12 protein-coding genes are annotated in these 19,549 nt (G+C 63.6%); 7 read left to right on the top strand and 5 right to left on the bottom strand.

The genetic code is table 11. The features are described from left to right. Positions 1-105: 105 nt before the first annotated feature. Positions 106-1,902 (bottom strand): acyl-CoA dehydrogenase, encoded by a 1,797-nt coding sequence (locus NKH36_RS22045; protein WP_352964514.1) that lies wholly within the window; start codon positions 1,900-1,902, stop codon positions 106-108. Between the two features lie 299 nt (positions 1,903-2,201). Continuing rightward, positions 2,202-2,663 carry a MerR family transcriptional regulator gene (locus NKH36_RS22040; RefSeq protein ID WP_352964542.1) on the bottom strand — a complete coding sequence of 154 codons (462 nt, stop codon included), beginning with the start codon at positions 2,661-2,663 and terminating at the stop codon, positions 2,202-2,204. Positions 2,664-3,142: 479 nt separating this feature from the next. On the opposite strand from NKH36_RS22040, the gene NKH36_RS22035 reads away from it, so the two are divergent. The 4 genes from NKH36_RS22035 (at position 3,143) to NKH36_RS22020 (ending at position 10,448) form a co-directional block, all read left to right on the top strand. After that, positions 3,143-7,072 carry a peptidoglycan-binding protein gene (locus NKH36_RS22035; RefSeq protein WP_352964513.1) on the top strand — a complete coding sequence of 1,310 codons (3,930 nt, stop codon included), beginning with the start codon at positions 3,143-3,145 and terminating at the stop codon, positions 7,070-7,072. Positions 7,073-7,264: 192 nt separating this feature from the next. Continuing rightward, the gene (locus tag NKH36_RS22030) at positions 7,265-8,188 is read left to right on the top strand and encodes a sulfite exporter TauE/SafE family protein (RefSeq protein WP_352964512.1); all 924 of its coding nucleotides are present in this window, start codon (positions 7,265-7,267) and stop codon (positions 8,186-8,188) included. After that, complete coding sequence (locus tag NKH36_RS22025; RefSeq protein WP_352964509.1) at positions 8,188-8,979, top strand: TIGR02186 family protein; 792 nt, start codon at positions 8,188-8,190, stop codon at positions 8,977-8,979. Before NKH36_RS22030 ends, NKH36_RS22025 begins: the two co-directional genes overlap by 1 nt. A 212-nt stretch (positions 8,980-9,191) precedes the next feature. Next, positions 9,192-10,448: an Hsp70 family protein gene (locus tag NKH36_RS22020; RefSeq protein ID WP_352964508.1), complete on the top strand. Its 1,257-nt coding sequence runs from the start codon at positions 9,192-9,194 to the stop codon at positions 10,446-10,448. A gap of 6 nt (positions 10,449-10,454) precedes the next feature. Here the strand turns inward: NKH36_RS22020 and NKH36_RS22015 are convergent, their stop codons facing one another. Continuing rightward, entirely contained in the window at positions 10,455-11,357 is a 903-nt protein-coding gene (locus NKH36_RS22015; protein ID WP_352964505.1) for a LysR substrate-binding domain-containing protein, read from the bottom strand. 277 nt (positions 11,358-11,634) lie between these two features. Here NKH36_RS22015 and NKH36_RS22010 point away from each other — a divergent pair, with 277 nt between their 5' ends. The 3 genes from NKH36_RS22010 to NKH36_RS22000 are packed head-to-tail and all read left to right on the top strand — an operon-like array spanning position 11,635 to position 16,250. Then, positions 11,635-14,568 (top strand): molybdopterin oxidoreductase family protein, encoded by a 2,934-nt coding sequence (locus tag NKH36_RS22010; protein WP_352964502.1) that lies wholly within the window; start codon positions 11,635-11,637, stop codon positions 14,566-14,568. Then, positions 14,565-15,299 carry a 4Fe-4S dicluster domain-containing protein gene (locus tag NKH36_RS22005; RefSeq protein WP_352964499.1) on the top strand — a complete coding sequence of 245 codons (735 nt, stop codon included), beginning with the start codon at positions 14,565-14,567 and terminating at the stop codon, positions 15,297-15,299. Before NKH36_RS22010 ends, NKH36_RS22005 begins: the two co-directional genes overlap by 4 nt. Positions 15,300-15,314: 15 nt before the next feature. Continuing rightward, entirely contained in the window at positions 15,315-16,250 is a 936-nt protein-coding gene (locus NKH36_RS22000; RefSeq protein ID WP_352964496.1) for a dimethyl sulfoxide reductase anchor subunit family protein, read from the top strand. Positions 16,251-16,256: 6 nt separating this feature from the next. Here NKH36_RS22000 and pdeM read toward each other — a convergent pair whose 3' ends face one another. Beyond that, positions 16,257-16,973 carry a ligase-associated DNA damage response endonuclease PdeM gene (gene pdeM / locus NKH36_RS21995; RefSeq protein WP_352951365.1) on the bottom strand — a complete coding sequence of 239 codons (717 nt, stop codon included), beginning with the start codon at positions 16,971-16,973 and terminating at the stop codon, positions 16,257-16,259. Further along, complete coding sequence (locus NKH36_RS21990) at positions 16,970-19,489, bottom strand: ligase-associated DNA damage response DEXH box helicase (RefSeq protein WP_352964493.1); 2,520 nt, start codon at positions 19,487-19,489, stop codon at positions 16,970-16,972. Before NKH36_RS21990 ends, pdeM begins: the two co-directional genes overlap by 4 nt. Positions 19,490-19,549: the final 60 nt, after the last annotated feature.

The following is a 19,549-nucleotide window of genomic DNA, read 5'->3' as shown; positions in this document are numbered from 1 at the left end:
TTGTCTGATCCTCCTCGAACGGGAATTGAGGTTGGCGCACTGCACGCATGACCCCTCCCGGCCCTTCGGGCCACCCTCCCCTCAAGGGGGAGGGAAACGTCGAGCTTAGAACGCTTCCGCCGGCAGTGCCATCAATGTATCAGCGCCGCTGGAGATGCGGGCGAGGTGCGCCGACGTCTCCGGCAAGATCCGCTCCATGAAGAAGCGCGCCGTCACCAGCTTGCTGTCGTAGAAGGTCGAAGGCCCATTGGCGCCATTCGCCAATTTCGCTCCGGCTGCCTTGGCCATCTGCGCCCACATGTAGCCCAGCGCCACCAATCCGAAGAGATGCATGTAGTCGGTCGAGGCGGCGCCGGCGTTGTCGGGCTTGGCCATGCCGTTCTGCATCAGCCACATCGTGGCCGCCTGCAGATCGTTGAGGCCCTTCTTCAGCGCCTTGGTGAAAGGCGCCATCTTCTCGTCGGTGCGGTTCTCCTCGCAGAATTCGCCGACCTCCTTGAAGAAGGCCTGCACCGCGCGGCCGCCATTCAAGGCTAGCTTGCGGCCGACGAGGTCGAGCGCCTGGATGCCGTTGGCGCCCTCGTAGATCATGGCGATACGGGCATCGCGCACGAACTGGCTCATGCCGTGCTCTTCGATATAGCCGTGCCCGCCGAACACTTGCTGCGCCATCACGGCGTGGTCGAAACCCTTGTCGGTGAGCACGCCCTTGACCACCGGCGTCATCAGCCCGGTGTAGTCGTCGGCAGCCTGGCGATCCTTGTCATCACTGGCACGGTGGGCGATATCGGACTTGATCGCCGTCCACAGCGCCAGTGCGCGACCGGCCTCGTTGAAGGCCTTCATGGTCATCAGGCTGCGGCGGATATCGGGGTGGACGATGATCGGGTCGGCTTTCTTGTCCGGCGCCTTCGGGCCGGACAGCGAGCGGCCCTGCAGGCGATCCTTGGCATAGGACACAGCGTTTTGGTAGGCGACCTCCGACAGAGAAAGCCCCTGCAGGCCGACGCCGAGCCTCGCCTCATTCATCATCGTGAACATGGCCTTCAGCCCGCCATTGGCCTCGCCAAGCAGCGTGCCTTGTGCCTCGTCATAGTTCATAACGCAGGTCGAATTGCCATGGATGCCCATCTTCTCCTCGATTGAGCCGCAGGAGACGGTGTTCTTATCGCCAGGATTGCCTGATGCATCGAGCTTGAGCTTCGGCACGATGAACAGCGAAATGCCCTTCACGCCTTCCGGCGCACCCTCGATGCGGGCCAGCACGAGGTGGACGATGTTGTCCGCCATGTCGTGCTCGCCGGCCGAGATGAAGATCTTCTGGCCTGAAATCCTATAGGTGCCGTCGCCGTTGGGAACCGCCTTGGTGCGCAGCAGGCCGAGATCGGTGCCGCAATGCGGCTCGGTGAGGTTCATGGTGCCGGTCCAGACGCCTTCGACCAGCTTCGGCAGCCATGTCGCCTTCTGCTCCTCGGTGCCATGGGTAATGATCGCCGCTATCGCGCCCTGCGTCAGGCCGGGATACATCATCAGCGACATGTTGGCCGAAATCATATATTCGGAAACAGCGGTATGCACCGCGTAAGGCAGACCCTGGCCGCCAAATTCGACAGGCGCGGCCAGCCCCATCCAGCCCCCCTCGCGATACTGATCGAAGGCCTCCTTGAAGCCTTTCGGCGTCGTCACCGAACCATTCTCATGGCGCACGCAACCTTCCAAGTCGCCGACGCGGTTGAGCGGCTGCATGACGTTTTCGGCGAGCTTGGCGCCCTCGGCGAGGATGGCCTCGACCAAATCCGGCGTCGCGTCGGAAAATCCGGGAAGATTGGAATGGCGTTGGTAGCCCAGTACCTCGTTCAGCACAAACAGCGTGTCCTGGACCGGCGCCCTGTAGATCGGCATGCGTTTCCTCCACCATGCGGCCTTGGCTCCGAAATCAACGCCCCAAGAATTAGGGACAGCATGCGGACCAATGTTCAGGTCGGGATAGCAAAAGTTGACGTTTCCGTAAACGTCAATTTTTTGATGTGGCAAATTTTTCCGAAACCTCACCCGCTAGCGTAGCGGCGCTACACCATTGAAGCCAGTGCGGAACGATTGAAATGTATTCCCGGCGCAGCCGGAAGGTAGAAGAGCCGCGCGGCCAACGCCACGCGGCTCTCATCGTCAAAGGCCGTTCACCGGAAGCCGGCGAGGTCGAATTATCCGGCGGCGCTGGCCTGCGGCGCCGAACGTTCGATCAACATCTGACGCACCGCCGCCATCGAGTTGCTCAACTCGTTGATGGCATCGTCGATCAGCGCCCGCTGCTTCTGCAGACGGGCAAGCTGCTTCTCCGACTTGTCGAGCGCCAGTCGCAACTGCTTGGTGTTGGAGCCGGTCGGGTCGTAGAGATCCATCATCTGCTTGACGTCGCGCAGCGAGAATCCGACCTTGCGGCCGAGCAGGATCAGCTTCAGCCGCGCCTTGTCGCGGCGCGTGTAGAGACGGGTCGAGCCGTCGCGCTGCGGATTGAGAAGGCCCTTGTCCTCGTAGAAACGCAGCGTGCGCAGCGTTACTCCGTATTTCTTGGCCATCTCGCCGATGCGGACAAGATCCTCGCCGGCTTTATCAGACATGTCATTGGTATTGGCCGCGGCTTCGCCGGGCGAAACAAGTTTCATGGTCACTGGCTTTCCCCATCTGGTGGCGCCGCGGTCCCGGACCATGCGTCGCCTGAGTGGAAGCGGGGGCGTGCTTCCACTCGTGGTTTCGACAAACAAATCGCAAACGGCACAGTCTGTGCACCTTTACGTTTACGTCAATTCTATACCGATAGCCGCCTCACGAAGCAAGGGCGTTGTGCGGGAGGAACTTTTTGCCGCATCCGCCAGCGCATGGTCCGGCGGCGCCTTAGGCGGCCCGCCAACAACGTTGTAACTTCTTAAGCTTAGTTAACGCGTTGTTTACCACGTTGGGCGAAATGTGCGCATGTCGGTTACCCGTGTTTATCCTGTAGCGAATTTTTCACGGTTTTTCGGAGCGCGGGTGAACCCCGGGAAGTTGGTCTTCCACCGCAGCAAAGCCACGCGGACGCCTTCGTTTCCGGCAGGACTTTGGGAAACTGGTCATAAGCCAGCAGTAATTCTGAACGGGCGCATCGATGAACAGCAAGCGGTCCTATCTCGATATACTCAACGCCGGCAGGCAGCGCAGGCCGCACACCACGCTTGAACAGCTCAACCGTTCCCTGGAAACGCTGGAGCAGCGGCTGGAGCGGACGCGCGAGGACCTGAGCGAGCGTCCCGAGCCGCGCCGGCCGAGCGCGGAGCCGCGCTATGCCAGCGCCCGACCCTATGAGGAGCCGCGCGTCGCGCAGCCGCCGAAAAGCCCGGCGCCGACTACTTTCGACCAGAGTTACCAGGCGATCGCCCGCGATATCGACCGCGTGCGCGGCCAAGAAGACGGCGTAGCCGTGGTCGGCAAGATCGCCGGCGAATTGCGCGGCTTGCGCGAGGAACTGCGCCACCAGATGACCGCCGGCCTGCAGCGCGAATTCGAAGCGCTGCGCAAGGACATCGAGCGGGCTTTCCAGGCAAGCGCTCAGCCGGGTGGCCAGTCAGCGGGAGGCGGCAAAGGCAGCGCCGAACTCGGCGTCGAGTTCGAGCGGCTTTCTGGCGCTATCCAGACTCTGGCGGAAAGGAGCGACGACAGGAGCGTCAACATGCTCCGGCTCGAACTGGAGCAGGTCAAGGCCGCGCTCGACACGCTGGCGCGCGAGGAGAGCGTGCAGGCGGTTGGCCGCCGCTGGGACGATTTCGACCGCCGCTGGACCGCATTCGAGGATCGTGTCGATGCCGATCAGCGCAAGCGGTCGGACGCACCCGGTCTTTCGATGCTGACCGACCGGCTCGAACAGATCAGCAATGCCGTCAACAATTTGCCGGAATCACTGTCGCTGCGGTCGCTTGAAGAAAAGGTCCGCACGCTTGCAGGCGCCGTTGATCATTTCGCCAGGCAGCAGGACAATCGCGGCAGCGGAACATTCGGTATGATCGACGAGCGGCTGGACGAGATTTCCCGCGCTATCGTCGCATCCACCGTCGCCGCGCAGGCCAAGTCATTCGACCCAGAACCCTTCGAACGCATCGAGAAGCGGATCGCCTCGCTTGCCCAGCAGATCGAGGAAGTCACGCAAGTTCACCCCAGCGGCGAGGTCATCGACCGCCTCAACATGTTGTCGAGCCGGGTCGACGATCTTGCCGGCCGGGCCAATTTGCCGGAGCAGGCGATGGAGCGTCTCGACAAGCAGATCGCGCTCATTGCCGACAAGATCGACCGGGCACCTGCCATGCCGGATGCCGACTACATCTTCCAGGGGCTGGAGCAACGTTTCGACGTGCTGTCCGGCATGATGGAGCGCCGCCAAGGCGACGCGATCGAACAAGGCAATATGCTGTTTCGTGATCTCGAGCGCCGGCTGGACGAAGTCGTCGACAGGCTGGACCAGCGCATGCCGCAGATCGACGGAGCCGGCATGATGGACGCCATCGACGCCCGCTTCAGCGCGCTTGCCCAGCGCATGGAAACGCGCGTTCCCGATTCCGCAAGCGAAGCGGCGATCCGTGGCCTGGAAGGCCGCCTCGAAGATATTTCAAGCCGGCTGGATTCATCCGCGGCACAAGTCGCCGGCATCGACCCGGCCCTGATACGCAGCCTTGAAACGCAAGTCGCGGGTCTATCGGCGCATCTTTCGAAGCCCGGCACGCCACTGCCGGAATTCGAGGACATCAGCCCTCGTCTCAACGAAATCGAGAAGTCGCTGGCTGGCACCCGCGATTCCATCCTCAGCGCGGCGCGCGAGGCGGCCGAGAGCGCCGTCCGTTCGTTGGCCGGCTCCAGTGCCAATACGGCGGCCGTCTCTGGCCTCGCCCAGGATCTGAAGACGCTCGAAGCACTGACGCGCCGTTCCGACGAGCGCAATTCGAGGACCTTCGAGGCCATCCATGACACGCTGCTCAAGATCGTCGACCGACTGGGCTCACTGGAAACCGGCGAGCCGACCGACGCGGTGAGGGAACTTCTGAACACGCAACCGGCCGAGCCGGACAGCTGGCGCGGCGCGCGATCGTCAAAGATGGCCGTTCGGGACGCGCCGTCCATGGACATCGACCAGCCATTACCGCTGACTGGGGACATGGCCGACCTCGACAGCCGTGCCACTGCCATCATGCGCAATGAGCCAGACCCGCGCACGCCGGCCGAAGCCGCCGCGGCCGCGGCCATGGCGGCGCTTGGTTCGGATACGGTGACGGAGAAAAGTGAACAGCCCGGCGGCCGGAAGTCGATGCTCGGCGGACTGGCGCGCGCCTTCAAGGGTAAGAAGGAGGCAGACGTTCCACCGCTTGCCGGCTCGGCGCCTGATGTCGAGATACCGAGCGCCGATCTCGACGAGCCGCTGGATCCGAAGGTTGCCAACCGCCCGCTGGAGCCCGGCTCCGGCCCCCCCGACCTCAACGCCATCATGAAACGCGTGCGCGACGAACGCGGACCGCCGGTCAGGGCCGGCAATGCCGATGCATCGAAATCCGACTTCATCGCCGCAGCCAGACGCGCGGCGCAAGCGGCCGCTGCCGAGGCCGACGCTCTCAAGCGGCAATCGACGATGAGCGGCCCGGTGAAGGCGCTCAGGATCGGCGATCTGCTCAAGGCGCGGCGCAAGCCGATCCTGATGGCGGCCGCAGCAGTCATGCTGGCGCTCGCCGGCTTACAATTGGGCAAGGCCTTTTTCTCCGATCCCGTCGAAAGAGCCAGCAATGATGCGGCGCCGATCGTGGCCGCGCAGCCAGCGGACACCGCGTCGGCCGATACCGCCAGCGAGTCGAAGACGGACGCGCAAACTGCAGCACAGGACAGCGCGCCGGCCCGCGCCATCCGGCAGGCAGAGCCGTCCGAACCGGTAGCCGAAGACGACATGCCGGCACAGACCGCCCGCGCCGCGCGGTCGGACGCCGGAACTCCGATGGGCACCGCACCCGAGGCCGAAGCCGTTCCTGCGCCCATAACGCCAACGGCGCCGTCCGATCCGGCGGCAGCGAACGTGACAGCCTCGGCACCTGCGGGCTTGACGGCTGCGGACGCCGAGCCAATGGCCACAGCGCCGGCCGGCACACCCGCGACCCAGGACATGACTGGCGCGGTCACGCTTGCGGATGCTTCGACGGCGGCCATTGCCAAGATCGACATCCCGGCCGATGCCGGTCCAGCTGCCTTGCGTGACGCAGCGGCCGGCGGCGACGCCAAGGCGTTGTTCGAGATCGGCTCGCGCTATGCCGAATCGCGCGGCGTCAAGCAAGACATGGCAGCGGCCGCCAAATGGTACGAGAAATCAGCAGAACTCGGCTTCGCACCAGCGGAGTACCGCATCGGCAACTTCTATGAGAAGGGCACCGGCATCGCGCGCGACGTGAAAAAGGCGAAGACCTGGTACCAGCTCGCCGCGTCACAGGGCAACGCCAGCGCCATGCACAATCTCGCCGTGCTCTTTGCCATGGCTGCGGACGGCGTGACCGACAATGAATCGGCCGCGCACTGGTTCCAGGCCGCCGCCGATCTCGGTATCAAGGACAGCCAGTTCAATCTCGGCATCCTGGCGGCGAAGGGCGTCGGCATGAAGCAGAATCTCGAAGAATCCTACAAATGGTTCGCACTCGTCGCCAAGACCGGCGACAAGGATGCGGCGGCAAAGCGCGACGAGATCGCCAAGGCGCTCAGACCCGAGCAGCTCGAACGCGCACGCGCCACCGCCGAACTGTGGAAGGCAAAGCCGCTCGATCCTGCGGCCAATTCGGCCGACATTCCCGAATCATGGCAGGACGGCACACCGCAGACGACCGCCAGCGTCGACATGAAAAAGGTCGTTCAGAACATCCAGCGCATTCTCAACAAGAATGGCTATGAGGCCGGCAATGCCGACGGCGTGATGGGCCAGAAAACCAAGGATGCCATCATGGCTTTCCAGACCGACAACGACCTGAAGGCGACAGGAGCGGTCGACGAGAAACTGGTCAAGGCTCTCCTTGCGCGCAAATAACGTCAGATGCGTCGTTTCCGCGACGCCTTTGCCACACATTTGCCTGTTAACTGATTGAGTTGTTTTTTGTTTCGGCGGCGTGGCGAGGTTTGACTTCGCCGCCCGGCCGGCGCAAGAACGAGATAGGCTTCTGGGCGCGAAATGCCCGCAACGGTTGCATTCGTCGAGAGGCAAACTGATCGAGACTGACGGGTGGGCATCTATCTCCCGATCGCGGAAATTTCCGTCAACATCTTCGTGCTGCTGGCCATGGGCGCGGCGGTGGGTTTCCTTTCGGGCATGTTCGGAGTGGGCGGCGGCTTTCTTATCACGCCGCTGCTGATCTTCTACAATATACCGCCTGCCATCGCGGTCGCCACCGGCGCCAACCAGGTCATCGCCTCCTCCTTCTCCGGCGCATTGTCGCACGTGAAGCGCGGCACGCTCGACTTCAAGCTTGGCGGTGTGCTTTTGGCAGGCGGCATCGTCGGCTCAACCGGCGGCATCTTTGTCTTTGGCTTCTTACGGCGGCTCGGCCAACTCGACTTGTTCATCTCGCTGCTCTATGTCGTGCTGCTTGGCACCGTCGGCGGGCTGATGCTGATCGAGAGCGTCAATGCGCTGCGCGCCACGCGTAGCGGCGCGGCACCGGTGCTGAAGAAATCCGGCCAGCACAACTGGATCCACCGCTTGCCGCTGAAGATGCGGTTCAGGGCCTCGAAACTTTTCGTCAGCGTCATCCCGGTGCTCGGCCTCGGCGCCGGCATCGGCTTCCTGTCGTCGATCATGGGCGTCGGCGGCGGCTTCATCATGGTACCGGCGCTGATCTACCTCTTGAAAGTGCCGACCAATGTCGTCATCGGCACCTCGCTATTCCAGATCATCTTCACCTCGGCCTATACCACGCTGGTCCATGCCACTACCAACCAGACGGTCGACGTCATGCTCGCCTTCCTGTTGATGGCGGGCGGCGTCGCCGGCGCGCAATACGGCGCCAAGGCCGGCCAAAGGCTGCGTGGCGAGCAGCTCAGGGCGCTGCTGGCGCTGCTGGTGCTGGCGGTCGCAATCCGGCTCGCCATCGATCTGTTCGTGACGCCGCCCAACCTCTATTCCCTGTCCGGCGTGGGTCTGACCTGATGGCAGGCTTGAGGGCGTTCTTGGCCGTTGCCTCGCTGTCGCTGTTCGCAGCCGCGTCACCGGGAAAAGCGCAGACGCCAGCTACCGAAAATATCCAGATCGGCCTGTCCACCGACCATGTCTCGATCACCGCCGGCTTTTCCGGCGCCGATCTCACCATCTTCGGCTCATTGGAAAATGCCGACCCGCTTGTCGCGCGCCAAGGGCGCTACGACATCATCGTCGTGCTTGAGGGTCCGGCCCGGCCGGTCGTCGTGCGCCGCAAGGACCGGGTGCTCGGCATCTGGATCAATCTGGAGTCCGAAACCTTCGAGAATGTGCCGGTGTCCTATTCGGTGGCAACGACGCGCCCGCTGCAGGACGTCACCGACCCCAACAGCTACAAGCAATTGTCGCTCGGCGCCGCCAACATCTACATGCAGCCGGCCGACGATGGCGACAGTCCCGCGACGATCCAGGAATTCACCGCCGCGCTGCGCGAGCGCAAAACGGCGACCGGCCTCTACAGCGAGAATGTCGGCGGCGTGCAGTTCCTGTCGCAGAACCTGTTCCGTGCCACCGTCAGGCTCGCCCCCAACGTTCCGGTCGGCACCCACAAGGCCCGTGCGTTCCTGTTCAAGAGCGGCCTGTTCATCAAGGAGAGCTCCGCCCAGCTCGAAATCCGCAAGTCCGGTTTCGAACAGTCGATCTTCCGCATTGCCCACGATTATTCCTTCCTTTACGGCGTCTTCGCTGTATCGCTGGCCATGCTGACCGGCTGGCTAGGAAGACTGGTCTTCCGAAAGGACTAAAGCGCATCGCGTTCGACCGACCTCACGCGACCCGCTTTAGGTTGTTGTTTTATGCATGTCGTCATCGCAAAACCACTGCACACTTTTGCGCGACCTGCATTAGGCCCCTTCCGAAAGGTGGTTCCCCTTTTGGGGTTCGTGGGTTAGACCGCGACCCCGGCCTGACCGGACACGAGCTGTCGCTCCCCACATCAAAAGTACAGGACTTTGCGATGCGACCAGCATTCGGCGGTATCGACTTCGGCACTTCGAATTCGACCGTGGGCGTGGTCAGGGACGGGCAGCCGCAGCTGGTGGCGCTGGAAGACGGCGAAGTGACGCTGCCGAGCGCGGTGTTCTTCAACTTCGAGGATAACCGCACCTATTTCGGGCGCCGCGCCGTCGCCAACTATACCGACAGCATCGAAGGTCGCCTGATGCGCTCGCTGAAGAGCGTGCTCGGCAGCTCGCTTGTCCATGAAAAGACGCGGATCAAGGCACGGTCGATCGCCTTTACCGAGATCATCGGTCTGTTCGTCGGCCATCTCAGGAAAAGGTTGGAAGAGGATGCCGGCAACGTGGTCGAGAGCGTGGTGCTCGGTCGTCCCGTGCAGTTCGTCGACAACGATGCCGAGGCCGATGCCAGGGCCGAAGGTGAGCTCGAAAACGCGGCACGGGCCCAGGGGTTCAAGCATATCGCCTTCCAGTTCGAGCCGATCGCGGCGGCGCTCGACTACGAGCAGAAGGTTACGCGGGAACAACTGGCGCTGATCGTCGACATGGGCGGCGGCACGTCCGACTTCTCGATCGTCCGGGTGTCGCCGGAGCGCGCCCGCTCTCTCGATCGCAAGGACGACATCCTGGCGAGCCGAGGCATCCACATCGGCGGCACCGATTTCGACCGGCTGTTGAGCATCGCCCATGTGATGCCGCAACTCGGCTACCTCTCGCCGACTAAGGACGGCAAGCGCAACTTGCCGGCCAGCTACTTCATCGACTTGGCGACATGGCAGCGCATTAATCTGGTCTACACCGCCCGGGCGATGACGCATCTGCGCCAGATCCGCTACGAGGCGGAACGCGCCGACCTGGTCGACCGTTTCATCCACATCGTCGAGCATCGTTACGGGCACGGGCTAGCCGCTTTGGTCGAAAAGGCGAAAATCGAGCTGACGGAGCAACTTTCCGGCGATTTCGTAGTCGCGCTGCCCGGTGCGAAGTTCGCGGCAGAGATTTCGCGCGCCGGGCTCGAAGCCACGATCGCCAGGGATATCGAACGGGTGGCCGCGACGGTTGGTGAGACCATCCGCGACTCGCAGGTGAAACCATCCGACATCACCGCGGTGTTCCTGACCGGCGGATCGACCGCCATCCCGCTGGCAAGGCAGCAGATATCAGCCTTGGTGCCGCAGGCGTCCATCATCCAAGGTGACAGGTTCGGCTCGGTCGGGCTTGGGCTGGCGCTCGACGCGCAGCGGAAATTCGGCTGACCCGGCTTACCCGCGGACGGTCTCGCCAACCTTCGCGCCCAGATGCGCCTTGAGCGCCATCTGGGCCAGACTTGCCTGCCGGTCACGATGCGTGATCATCGCGAAATCGCGCTTCGGCAGATCGATCGGCACGGACCGCAGGCTGCCTTCGGCGACCGCGTGCGCGACAACGAGCTCCGAAATGATGGTGGCGCCGGCGCCGGCCTCGACCGCCTGACGGACCGCCTCGTTGCTCGGCAGCACCAGGAATATCCGCAGGTCCGCGAACGAGATCCCTTCGCGGCGAGCAAGATCTTCCAGCACCTCGCGAGTGCCCGATCCGCCTTCCCTGATGATCCAGCGGAGCTCCCTGATATCGGGATACCCGCGCGAGACTTCAGCGATCTCGGGATGCGAATGCGCCACGACCAGCATCAGGCGATCCACATCGACCTTGGCGCGCCGCAATATGTCGGAATCAGTGCGCCCTTCGACCAGGCCAAAATCCGCCGTGCCGTCCAGGACATTGGTCTCGACCTGTCTGGTGTTGCCGATGGTCACGCTCAGCCTGACGGCGGGATAGGCCTCGTGGAAGGAGGCCAGGCGGCGCGGCAGCCAGTAGCTGGCGATAGTTTGGCTGGCGGCGATCGAAAGGCTGCCGGTAATCGTCTGCGAGACGTGCTCCAGCACGTTGTGAGCGGCAGCCGCCCGTTCGAGCACGGCCTTTGCCTCGGGCAGGAACCTGCGCCCGGTCTGCGCCAGCTCGATGTTGCGGCCGACCCGGTTGAACAGCTGGACGCCGTGCTGCTGTTCGAGCGAGCGGATAGCGGCCGACGCCGCTGACTGGGAAATGCCCAGCAGCTCGGCCGCCTTGGTCATATGCCCTCGCTCGGCGACAGCAACAAATATCCGCAATTGCTCGAGGGTCATCGGAGAATTAAGAAGCAAATTCGATTGAAATTACAAGAGCAACTTGTTAGACGGATCGATTGATTTGTTCTAAGTTTCTGAGAGAAAATGGAAAAATATCGCGGCCAAGCCGCAAAGGGTAGAATGTGATCGGGCGGTTAAAATCCCTGTTTGCCCATTGGACCCGCGGCCTACGGCGCCGGCTTGCCGGCGACCGCTATCACCCGGAAGAGCACTATATGCGCGGCCCCGGGCCGAAGACGAGAGCCAAATTCACGGCTCACCAAAGCACCGGATCATGACGCACGGACCGCTGCGCGGCGCCAATTCCGCACCGTCCCAACGGTCGCTTGCCGACACACGCGCGCCCGACGAGGGCGATGGCGTCGATACGTCGCCTGTTGTCTCCGACAGCATCGCCAAGACCACCTGCTACATGTGCGCCTGCCGCTGCGGGATCGACGTCCACATCAAGGACGGCAAGGTCCGCTACATCAACGGCAACAAGGACCATCCGGTCAATCGCGGCGTGCTGTGTGGCAAGGGCAGCGCCGGCATCATGCAGCACTACAGTCCGGCCCGGTTGAAGAAGCCATTGCTGCGCACCGGTCCGCGCGGCTCGGGAGAATTCCGTGAGATCGAGTGGGAGGAGGCTTTCTCGATCGCGACGGAACGGCTTTCGAAAATCCGCCGCACCGATCCGAAGAAACTCGCCTTCTTCACCGGGCGCGATCAGTCGCAATCGCTGACCGGCTGGTGGGCGAGCCAGTTCGGCACGCCGAATTTCGCCGCCCATGGCGGCTTCTGCTCGGTCAATATGGCGGCCGGCGGCCTCTACACGATCGGCGGCTCGTTCTGGGAGTTCGGCGAACCCGACTGGGACAACACCAAATACTTCATGCTGTTCGGCGTTGCCGAGGACCATGATTCCAATCCGATCAAGATCGGTCTCGGCAAGCTCAAGGCGCGCGGCGCCAAGGTGGTTTCTATCAATCCGTGCCGCACCGGCTACAATGCCATCGCCGATGATTGGATCGGCATCCGGCCCGGCACCGACGGCCTGTTCGTGTTTGCCCTCATCCACGAACTGCTGAAGGCGGGCCGTGTCGATCTCGATTATTTGCTGCGTTACACCAACGCCCATGTGCTCGTAATCCAGGAGCCGAATGCTGCCGATGACGGGCTGTTCGCACGCGACAGTGACGGCAATCCACTGGCCTGGGACAGAGTGGCGAAAGTGCCCGTCAGCGCCACCGATACCGACGCAAAGCCGGCGCTGACCGGCAACGTCCAGGTCGATGGCCGCCGCTGCGTGCCGGTCTTCCAACTCGTCGCCGACCGCTATCTGCACGAGAGCTATTCTCCCGATGCGGTCGCCGAACGCTGCGGCGTTTCCGCCGACACCATCCGCCGGATCGCCGCCGAACTAGCGCATGTCGCCTTCGAACAGGCGATCGAACTGCCGGTTGCATGGACTGACTGGGCCGGCCGCCGGCACGAGACGATCAAGGGCCGGCCGGTGTCGATGCATGCGATGCGCGGCATCTCGGCCCATTCGAACGGATTTCACACCTGCCGCGCCATCCACCTCCTCCAGGTGCTTCTCGGCACGGTGGACGTGCCGGGCGGGTTCCGCTTCAAGCCGCCCTATCCCCGGCCGGCGCCGCCGGGGCCGAAGCCGGCGGGCAAGGACGTCAGGCCGATGACGCCGCTCGAAGGCATGCCGCTTGGCTTCGTCTGCGGCCCGGACGATCTGCTGGTCGATGACGCCGGCACGCCTGTTCGCATCGACAAGGCCTTCTCGTGGGACGCGCCGCTCGCCGCGCACGGCCTCATGCACACGGTCATCCGCAATGCCTGGGCTGGAGATCCCTACAAGATCGATACGCTGATGATGTACATGTCCAACATGGCCTGGAACTCGTCGATGAACACCGTCGAGACGATGGCGATGCTCACCGACAGCGACGAGGCCGGAAACTACAAGATCCCGTTCATCATCTATTCCGACGCCTATTATTCCGAGACCGTGCCGTTCGCTGACCTCGTGCTGCCGGACACGACCTATCTCGAGCGTCATGACTGCATCAGCCTGCTCGACCGGCCGATCAGCCATGCCGACGGCCCGGGCGACGCCATCCGCCATCCCGTCGTCGAGCTGGACCGCGACGTGCGGCCGTTCCAGACAGTGCTGATCGAGCTCGGCGCGCGGCTCGGCCTGCCCGGCTTCGTCGACGACGACGGCTCGGCCAAATACCGCGACTATGCCGATTACATCGTCAATCATGAGCGCACGCCGGGCGTCGGCCCGCTCGCCGGCTGGCGCGGCAAGGACGGAACTTCGATCGGCAAGGGCGAGGCCAATCCTGATCAGCTTCAGCGCTACATCGACAATGGCGGCTTCTGGCATCACGACTTTGCGGACGACCAGCGCTACTACAAGATGGCCAACCGCTCCTATCTCGACTTCGCCGAGAATATGGGCTTTATCCCGAAGGCCGAGCCGATCGTCTTCCAGCTCTATTCCGAGCCGATGCAGCGCTTTCGCCTCGCCGCGCGCGGCCATGGTAGGGTGCGGCCGCCGGAGGCGGAGCGCAGCCGCATCGAGACCTATATGGATCCGCTGCCATTCTGGTATGCGCCCTTCGAGGAGGCCGCTGTCGACCTCGAGACATACAAGCTGCACGCGCTGACACAGCGGCCGATGCATATGTACCATTCCTGGGGTTCGCAGAACGCGTGGCTGCGGCAGATCACCAGCCAAAACCGCCTGTTCGTGCACAACCGGACCGCGGCCGGCCTCGGCCTTGTCGATGACGACTGGGTGTGGATCGAGAGCATCAACGGCAGGGTCAAGGGGCAGATCAAGCTGGTCGACGGGGTCAACGCCGACACGGTGTGGACCTGGAACGCCATCGGCAAACGGCGCGGCAGCTGGGGGCTGAAGGACGACGCCGCCGAATCGAGTCGCGGCTTCCTGCTCAACCATATCATCGGCGACCAGACCTCCGCCGATGCGAACGGCAAGCGCTATTCGAATTCCGATCCGGTGACCGGCCAGGCGGCATGGTTCGACCTGCGCGTCCGCATCGTCAAATGCGCGGCTGAAGAAGCCGGCTTCACCGAGCCGCAGTTTGAGCGCTTCCGGCAGCCGCCGCATTTCGAACCCTCGCCCGACAAGCTCAGTTTCGGGGCCGAGTTCCGCCGGGAAAGAGAGGCTGCCAGACCATGACCTGCCTTCCCGCCCATACCGACAAGAAGCTCGGCCTCGTCATCGATCTCGACACCTGCGTCGGTTGCCAGGCCTGCGTCACCGCCTGCAAGGAATGGAACACCGGCGGTCACATGGCGCCGCTGACCGACATCGATCCCTATGGCGGCGATGTCGACGGGGTCTGGTTCAACCGCGTGCACAGCTATGAGCACGTGACGGAGATGGGCGGGCGCACGGTCAATTTCCCACGCTCCTGTCTGCATTGCGACACACCGGCCTGTGTCACCGTCTGCCCGACCGGCGCCTCCTACAAACGGGCCTCGGACGGCATCGTGCTGGTCGACGAGGACAAGTGCATCGGCTGCAAATTATGCAGCTGGGCCTGCCCCTATGGCGCGCGTGAATTCGACACTGATGTCGGCGTGATGAAGAAATGCACGCTATGCGTCGACCGCATCTATAACGACAATCTGGCGGAAGAAGATCGGGTGCCAGCCTGCGTCGCCGCCTGCCCGACCAGCGCGCGGCATTTTGGCGATCTCGGCGACCCGGCCTCGGCGATCTCGCAACTAGTGGCCGAGCGCGGCGGCGTCGACCTGATGCCAGAACTCGGCTATCACCCGACCAACAAATATTTGCCGCCCCGCGCCCATACCACACGCGCCGCATCGGTGCTGGCGCCGGCGCTCGAACCGGTGCGAGCCGAAGGCGGTTTCCTAGGCTGGGTCGACCGAATGCTTTCGCACTGATCAGCAACCAGCCTCATGCACCCAGCCTTCTCCGTCGTCTTTTTCACCACCGCCACCGGCGCCGGTTACGGCCTGCTCGCGTTGCTCGGCGTGCTGGCCGGACAAGGATTTGTCCCGCCTGACTTCTGGCTCGGCATCGTCGGCATGGGGCTGGCGCTCGGCCTGATCTCGGCCGGCCTGTTGTCATCGGCCGGCCATCTCGGCCGGCCCGAACGCGCCTGGCGGGCCTTTTCGCAATGGCGCAGTTCGTGGCTGTCACGCGAAGGCGTCGCCTCGGTCGCGACCTTCGTGCCGGCGGGACTGTTCGCCATCGGCTGGGTGTTCCTCGGCCGCACAAACGGCTGGGTGGCCATCGCCGGGCTCCTGGCTGCGGCCGGCGCGGTCGCCACCGTCTGCACCACCGGCATGATCTATGCATCGCTGAAGCCGATCGCCCAGTGGCACAGCCGCTTCACTCTGCCCGGCTATCTGATCTTTTCGGCGATGAGCGGCAGCGTGCTTCTCAACGCGCTGCTGCAGGGCTTCGCCCTCGGCTCGACTATAGTTCTGGCAGGTTGCACGCTGCTGACCTTGCTCGGCTGGGGCTGGAAGCTGGCAACCTACCGATACAATGACAGGCTGGAAATCCCGACCAACGCCAACACCGCGACCGGACTTGCAGGCGGCACCGTTCGATCGCTGGAATGGCCGCACACCGAGGAGAACTACCTGCTCAAAGAGATGGGCTTTCGCATCGCGCGCAAGCACAAGGCGCGGCTGCGCCAGATCACGCAAGTGCTGGCCTTCGCTCTGCCCGTATTGCTGCTGATTGCGGCGCTCGCCTTGCGATGGCCCTATGCGGCGGTGCTGTCGGCACTCGCAGCAACCGTCCAATTCGCCGGCATGCTGGTCGAGCGCTGGCTGTTCTTCGCCGAGGCGAAGCACACTGTTACCCTCTACTATGGCAGGTAGAGCAGCTCAGCCTGGTCGCAGCATCGCGTGAGAAATCGCGAAGATCCGTTCCGTGCCGAGCATATAGGCCATCAGCGTTTCGCGACGGAACAGCCCGGCATAGGCGCGGTCGAGCACATTGAGAGAGCCGGTATAGGCGCCGAAGGCCGGCATGATCATGCGACCGCCGTCGCCGGCAAAGCAGCGCCGCCGCACCGAGCGGCCTTGCTGCACGATGCGAGCGCAAGGGTGCAAATGGCCTGATATCTCGCCTTCCACTCTCACCGCCGAAGGCTCGTGCCGGAATACGAGAGAGCCTATGGCCAGCTCGCGCACCGTCTCGCCGGGCAGGTCGGCCGGCGCGTCCGGATCATGGTTGCCGGCAACCCAGAACCAGTCGCGACCGGCCATCAGTGCCTCCAGCCGTTCGCGAAAGCTTGAGTGCATGCGGGCCGCGCCGCCGCCATCATGAAAGCTGTCGCCCAGGCTGATGACGATCGCAGGCTGGTAGTCGGCGATCACCGCCTGCAATCGGAGCAATGTCGCGCCGGTATCGTAAGGCGGGATCAGCGCGCCGCGCCGTGCCAGCGACGAGCCCTTTTCCAGATGCAGGTCGGAGACAGTCAGCAGCCGAAGCTCGGGAAAATAAAGCACGCCGCGCCGATCGCAGATCACGCGCTCGCCGGCAATGCCGATAGAATCGGCATCCGCCAGGGGCGCAGTCATGGCGATCGCAAATGTCATTTCGTCCCCATGGCCTCCTCGACCAGTGTTGCCGCATCCATCAGCAGCGTATCATCGGCCTCGCCATGCACCGGCATCTTGCCGATCTCAAGCATGATCGGCACGGCGAGCGGCGAGATCTGTTCGAGGTTCTTATGCACGATTCGTCCCTGGATACGCGAGAGCATCTCGGCAAGTCTGCTGACATCCAGCAGCCCCGTGGCCGCGTCGGCACGCGTCGCCTGCAGCAGGATGTGATCGGGCTCGTGGCTGCGCAGAACGTCGTAGATGAGGTCGGTCGACACGGTGACCTGACGGCCGCTCTTCTCCTGGCCCGGATGACGTTTTTCGATCAGTCCCGAGATGAGCGCGCAATTGCGAAAGGTGCGCTTCAAGAGCCAGCTGTCGGCCAGCCAGGCTTCGAGATCGTCGCCCAGCATATCCTGGTCGAAAAGCGCGGCCAGCGACGGTTTCTTCGCCCTGAATATCCTGCCGATATCGACCAGCGACCATATGGCAAGTGCATAGTCGGTGGCGACGAAGCCGAGCGGCCTGGCTCCCGCCCTGTCGAGCCGGCGGGTGAGCAGCATGCCGAGCGTCTGGTGCGCCAGTCTGCCCTCGAACGGATAGGCCACCAGATAGTGCCGGTTGCCGCGAGGAAAGGTCTCGATCAGCAGGTCGTCGCGTTTCGGCAGCACCGATTTGTCGGCCTGGAAGCGCAGCCAGTCGGCGACCTGCTCCGGCAGCTTCTTCCATCGCTGCGGGTCGTCCAGCATGATGCGCACTTGTTCGGCGAGGTAAGTCGAAAGCGGAAATTTGCCGCCGCCATAATAAGGCACCTTGGCGTCGCTGCCGGGCGCATTCGACACGAAGCACTCATTGTCGCGGATACCTTCGAAGCGCAGCACCTTGCCGGCGAACATGAACGTATCGCCATGCGTCAGTGTTTCGAGGAAGGCCTCCTCGATCTTGCCGAGAACCCGGCCGCCGCGCGAGGCAGAGCCTCTGCCGGCCTGGACGTAGCGCACGTTGAGCGCGGGCACCTCGATGATGGTGCCGACATTCAGCCGGTATTGCTGGGCAATGCGAGGATTGGACACGCGCCACAGCCCGTCCTTGTTCAGGCGGATGCGGGCGTAGCGCTCATAGTTCTTCAGCGCATAGCCGCCGGTGGCGACGAAATCGATGACGCGGTCGAATGTGGGCCGATCGAGACCGGCATAGGGCGCGGCCGTTCGCACTTCCTCGAACAGCGTATCGGCATGGAAGGGCGCGCCGCAAGCGCAACCCAGAACATGCTGCGCCAGCACGTCGAGCCCGCCATTGACCAGCGGCGGCGTATCCTGGGCGCCGAGATAATTGGCGTCGAGCGCCGCCCGGCATTCCAGCACCTCGAAGCGGTTGGCCGGAATCAGGATCGCCTTCGACGGCTCATCCATGCGGTGGTTGGCGCGGCCGATACGCTGTGCCAGCCGGCTCGCACCCTTCGGCGCGCCGACATGCACGACCAGGTCGACGTCGCCCCAGTCGATGCCGAGATCGAGCGTCGAAGTGGCGACGATGGCGCGCAAGGCATTCTCGCCCATAGCTTTTTCGACGCGCCGGCGCTGGGCGACATCGAGAGAGCCGTGATGCAGCGCGATCGGCAAAGTGTCCTCATTGACCCGCCACAATTCCTGGAACAACAGCTCGGCCTGGCTGCGTGTGTTGACGAACAGCAGGGTCGTCTTGTGTCGCTTGATCTCGCTGTAGATCTCCGGTGTCGCGTAGCGGGCCGAATGTCCGGCCCACGGCACGCGTTCTTCCGAATCGAGGATGGAGATCTCGGGCTTGGCGCCGCCCGTCACGACGATCAATTCGGCCATGCCGCCCGGCGGGTTCTGGCTAACCAGCCAGCGCCGCAATTCGTCCGGTTCGGCGACCGTCGCCGACAGACCGATCGTCTGCAAGTTGGGAACAAAGGATCGCAGCCGGGCCAGCCCGAGCGACAGGAGATGCCCGCGCTTCGACGTCACCAGCGAATGCAGTTCGTCGAGCACGACGTAGCGCAGATCCTCGAAGAAGCGCCTGGCGTCGGGCGCGGCAATCAGCAGCGCCAGTTGCTCGGGCGTGGTCAGGAGGATGTCGGGCGGCGCCAGCTTTTGGCGCTGGCGCTTATGCGCGGGCGTGTCGCCGGTGCGCGTCTCGATGGTGACAGGCAGGCCGATCTCTTCGACCGGCTTGCCGAGGTTGCGCTCGATGTCGACGGCCAGCGCCTTCAACGGCGAGATGTAGAGCGTGTGGATGCCGCGATGCGCCTGCCCCGGTTTTCTTCTTGGCCGACCGGCCAGCTCGGTCAGTGAAGGCAGAAACCCGGCCAGCGTCTTGCCTGCACCGGTCGGCGCTATCAGCAGTACCGACTGCCCGGCTTGGGCAGTCGCCAGCAATTCGATCTGATGGGCGCGCGGCGACCAGCCTTTTTGCGCGAACCATTTGAGGAATGGCTCGGGCAAGTGCACGGCGGCATTCTGTTCGGCGAGACGCGGCTGCTCTGTCACCCGCCAGAGGTAGCGCGGCGGCGCGCAATCGCCAAGAAGAATCGGAACAAAAGGTGATCG

The sequence above is a fragment of the Mesorhizobium sp. M1312 genome, assembly GCF_040318115.1.
Lineage (GTDB): Bacteria > Pseudomonadota > Alphaproteobacteria > Rhizobiales > Rhizobiaceae > Mesorhizobium.
This window is presented reverse-complemented; position numbering and strand designations above follow the sequence as displayed.

Bases quoted from the DNA above. Each gene is read 5' to 3' on its own strand.
- NKH36_RS22045 (WP_352964514.1), bottom strand. From the start codon at position 1,902: ATGCCGATCTACAGGGCGCCGGTCCAGGACACGCTGTTTGTGCTGAAC.
- NKH36_RS22040 (WP_352964542.1), bottom strand. From the start codon at position 2,663: ATGAAACTTGTTTCGCCCGGCGAAGCCGCGGCCAATACCAATGACATG.
- NKH36_RS22035 (WP_352964513.1), top strand. From the start codon at position 3,143: ATGAACAGCAAGCGGTCCTATCTCGATATACTCAACGCCGGCAGGCAG.
- NKH36_RS22025 (WP_352964509.1), top strand. From the start codon at position 8,188: ATGGCAGGCTTGAGGGCGTTCTTGGCCGTTGCCTCGCTGTCGCTGTTC.
- NKH36_RS22020 (WP_352964508.1), top strand. From the start codon at position 9,192: ATGCGACCAGCATTCGGCGGTATCGACTTCGGCACTTCGAATTCGACC.
- NKH36_RS22015 (WP_352964505.1), bottom strand. From the start codon at position 11,357: ATGACCCTCGAGCAATTGCGGATATTTGTTGCTGTCGCCGAGCGAGGG.
- NKH36_RS22010 (WP_352964502.1), top strand. From the start codon at position 11,635: ATGACGCACGGACCGCTGCGCGGCGCCAATTCCGCACCGTCCCAACGG.
- NKH36_RS22005 (WP_352964499.1), top strand. From the start codon at position 14,565: ATGACCTGCCTTCCCGCCCATACCGACAAGAAGCTCGGCCTCGTCATC.
- NKH36_RS22000 (WP_352964496.1), top strand. From the start codon at position 15,315: ATGCACCCAGCCTTCTCCGTCGTCTTTTTCACCACCGCCACCGGCGCC.
- pdeM (WP_352951365.1), bottom strand. From the start codon at position 16,973: ATGACATTTGCGATCGCCATGACTGCGCCCCTGGCGGATGCCGATTCT.